Source organism: Ruegeria sp. CJ9, assembly GCF_056536625.1.
Genome location: NZ_JBQFPY010000026.1, coordinates 1 through 2,988, shown reverse-complemented (window position 1 = coordinate 2,988; position 2,988 = coordinate 1). Strand labels below are relative to the sequence as shown.

Below are 2,988 nucleotides of genomic sequence, written 5' to 3'. Positions count from 1 at the left end.
TCAAGCTGTCAGGCCTTCGGGCTCTGGCAAGGCATTGGCGCGGCAACAGGCGGTCAGTGTGTTGGCCAGCAGGCAGGCAATGGTCATCGGTCCGACGCCACCGGGCACGGGTGTGATCGCTCCGGCGCGTTCGGCCGCGCTGTCATAGTCGACGTCACCAACCAGCTTGTTCTTGCCGTCCCGTTCAATTCGGTTGATGCCTACATCGATGACCGTGGCACCTTCCTTGATCCAATCGCCTGGGATCATCTCGGGGCGGCCAACGGCAGCAACGACGATATCTGCGCGGCGCACAACATCAGGCAGGTCCTTGGTGCGACTGTGTGCGATGGTCACGGTGCAGCTGTCACCCAGCAACAACTGCGCCATCGGCTTACCCACGATATTCGATCGGCCCACAACAACCGCATCCATACCCGAGAGCGAGCCATGGTAGTCGCGCAGCATCATCAAACACCCCAGCGGCGTGCAGGGCACCATCGACTTCTGCCCGGTACCCAGCAGTCCCACGTTCGAGATGTGGAAACCATCAACGTCCTTGGCCGGGTCAATCGAGTTGATCACCAGATCTTCGTTCAGATGTTTGGGCAGGGGCAACTGCACCAGAATACCATGCACGGCTGGGTCGTTGTTCAGCTTGTCGATCAACGCCAGCAGATCTTCTTCGGACGTGTCGATGTCCAGCTTGTGCTCGTACGAGTTCATGCCGACCTCGACGGTCATCTTTCCCTTGGACCGCACATAAACCTGGCTTGCTGGGTCTTCGCCTACCAGAACCACGGCCAGGCCGGGGGTGATGCCGTTTTCTTCTTTCAGCTTTGCGACCTGGTCGGCCACCTGGCCGCGTACTTTTGCGGCAAAGGCCTTACCGTCGATAACCTGCGCTACCATCCTTTGATCCCTTCTTTTCAAAAACGGATCGGGCGCACAAAGCGCCCGGTTCTTCATTCGGGGCCGAGCACGCGTTCTTCGCGGGCAATCGACCAGTCAATCAAGATGCGCCAAAGCTTCTCGGCAAGATCGGGGTCCATGCCCAACTCGTCGGAACTTGTGCGCACGCGCTGCACCACATCTTCGACACGATCCGGGATGCGGGCGGGTAGCCCCTCGCCGGGTTTCAACTGAGACGCACGATCTATGTAAGTTGCGCGCGCCACCAACATTTCAATCAATTGGCGATCCAGCTTGTCGATCTGAACCCGCAATTCCCGCATCGAATGACAGTCCTGCGGCGGTATCAGAGTGGGCATTTCAATCTCCTGCGGTCCGGGGATACCCCCGGACCACGAGATGTATCATTCGAGCGCTTAGAACAAGCCCTCGATCTCACCTGCGTCATTGAGGCAGATGGATTCCGCAGCCGGTTTGCGTGGCAGGCCGGGCATGGTCATGATCTCGCCGCAGACAACCACGATGAACCCGGCACCTGCCGACAGGCGAACCTCACGCACCGGAACCGAGTGGCCGGTGGGCGCGCCGCGCAGGGTCGGATCAGTCGAGAAGCTGTATTGCGTCTTGGCCATGCAGACCGGTAGATTACCGTATCCGGCCTCTTCCCATTCGCGCAACTGGTTGCGGATTTTGTTGTCGGCCAGAACCTCGTCAGCGCGGTAGATACGCTTGGCGATGGTTTCGATCTTTTCGAACAACGGCATTTCGTCGGGGTAGATCGGTGCAAAGTTCGCAGCACCATTTTCGACGATTTCCACAACTTTCTCAGCCAGAGGCGCAGAACCGTCTGAACCGAGCTCCCAGTGACGCGACAGAACTGCTTCGACACCATGTTCGGCGCAGTAATCCTTGACGGCCTGCACTTCGTCATCGGTGTCGGTGACAAAGTGGTTGATGGCGACAACAACGGGCACGCCGAAGGATTTCACGTTCTCGATGTGACGGCCCAGGTTGGCACAGCCCGACTGAACCGCGTCGACGTTTTCGGCACCCAGATCGGCTTTGGCAACACCGCCGTTCATCTTCATCGCGCGCACGGTGGCGACCAGAACAACTGCCGACGGAGCAATACCCGCCTTACGGCACTTGATATTCATGAACTTCTCGGCACCCAGATCAGCACCAAAACCCGCTTCGGTGACAACATAGTCGGCCACTTTCAGAGCGGTTTTGGTCGCGATGACCGAGTTACAGCCGTGTGCGATGTTCGCGAAAGGACCACCATGGACAAAGGCCGGGTTGTTTTCCAGCGTTTGCACCAGATTCGGCTGCATCGCGTCTTTCAGCAGAACGGTCATTGCGCCTTCGGCCTTGATGTCGCGGCAGTAAACCGGGGTCTTATCGCGGCGATAGGCCACAATGATGTCACCCAGACGCTTTTCCAGATCTTTAAGGTCGGTGGCCAGACAGAGGATCGCCATGACCTCGGACGCCACGGTGATGTCAAAGCCGGTTTCACGCGGGAAACCGTTCGACACGCCACCCAAGCTGGCGGTGATCTGACGCAGCGCACGGTCGTTCATGTCGACCACACGACGCCACGCAACGCGACGAATGTCGATCTCGCACTCATTGCCCCAGTAGATGTGGTTGTCGATCATCGCCGACAGCAGCGAGTGGGCCGAGGTGATGGCGTGGAAGTCACCTGTGAAGTGCAGGTTCATTTCCTCCATCGGAACAACCTGCGCGTAACCGCCACCCGCAGCACCACCCTTCATCCCGAAGTTCGGGCCAAGCGAGGCTTCGCGGATACAGATCATCGCGTTTTTGCCGATGCGGTTCAGGCCATCGCCCAGACCGACGGTGGTGGTGGTCTTACCCTCACCCGCAGGGGTCGGGTTGATCGCGGTCACCAGAATCAGTTTGCCGTCTTCACGACCTTGAACCGAGTTGATGAAGTCCTGGCTGACCTTCGCCTTGTCGTGGCCGTAAGGCAGCAGATCGTCACTGGAGATGCCAATTTTCGCACCGATTTCCTGAATCGGCTTCTTGTTCGCCTCACGGGCGATTTCGATGTCGGATTTGTAGCTCATTGGG

3 protein-coding genes are annotated in these 2,988 nt (G+C 58.5%); all 3 read right to left on the bottom strand.

Annotation, left to right across the window (positions count from 1 at the left end):
• The 3 genes from folD to ACR0AJ_RS21030 are packed head-to-tail and all read right to left on the bottom strand — an operon-like array spanning window position 1 to window position 2,984.
• Window positions 1-891: a bifunctional methylenetetrahydrofolate dehydrogenase/methenyltetrahydrofolate cyclohydrolase FolD gene (gene folD / locus ACR0AJ_RS21040; RefSeq protein ID WP_480741859.1), complete on the bottom strand. Its 891-nt coding sequence runs from the start codon at window positions 889-891 to the stop codon at window positions 1-3.
• 53 nt (window positions 892-944) lie between these two features.
• The gene (locus tag ACR0AJ_RS21035) at window positions 945-1,250 is read right to left on the bottom strand and encodes a chorismate mutase (protein ID WP_170352146.1); all 306 of its coding nucleotides are present in this window, start codon (window positions 1,248-1,250) and stop codon (window positions 945-947) included.
• Between the two features lie 57 nt (window positions 1,251-1,307).
• The gene (locus tag ACR0AJ_RS21030) at window positions 1,308-2,984 is read right to left on the bottom strand and encodes a formate--tetrahydrofolate ligase (protein WP_170352147.1); all 1,677 of its coding nucleotides are present in this window, start codon (window positions 2,982-2,984) and stop codon (window positions 1,308-1,310) included.
• Between the last annotated feature and the right edge of the window lie 4 nt (window positions 2,985-2,988).

Excerpts from the sequence above, each read along its gene's own strand:
- ACR0AJ_RS21035 (WP_170352146.1), bottom strand. The coding sequence starts at position 1,250 with ATGCCCACTCTGATACCGCCGCAGGACTGTCATTCGATGCGGGAATTG.
- ACR0AJ_RS21030 (WP_170352147.1), bottom strand. The coding sequence starts at position 2,984 with ATGAGCTACAAATCCGACATCGAAATCGCCCGTGAGGCGAACAAGAAG.
- folD (WP_480741859.1), bottom strand. The coding sequence starts at position 891 with ATGGTAGCGCAGGTTATCGACGGTAAGGCCTTTGCCGCAAAAGTACGC.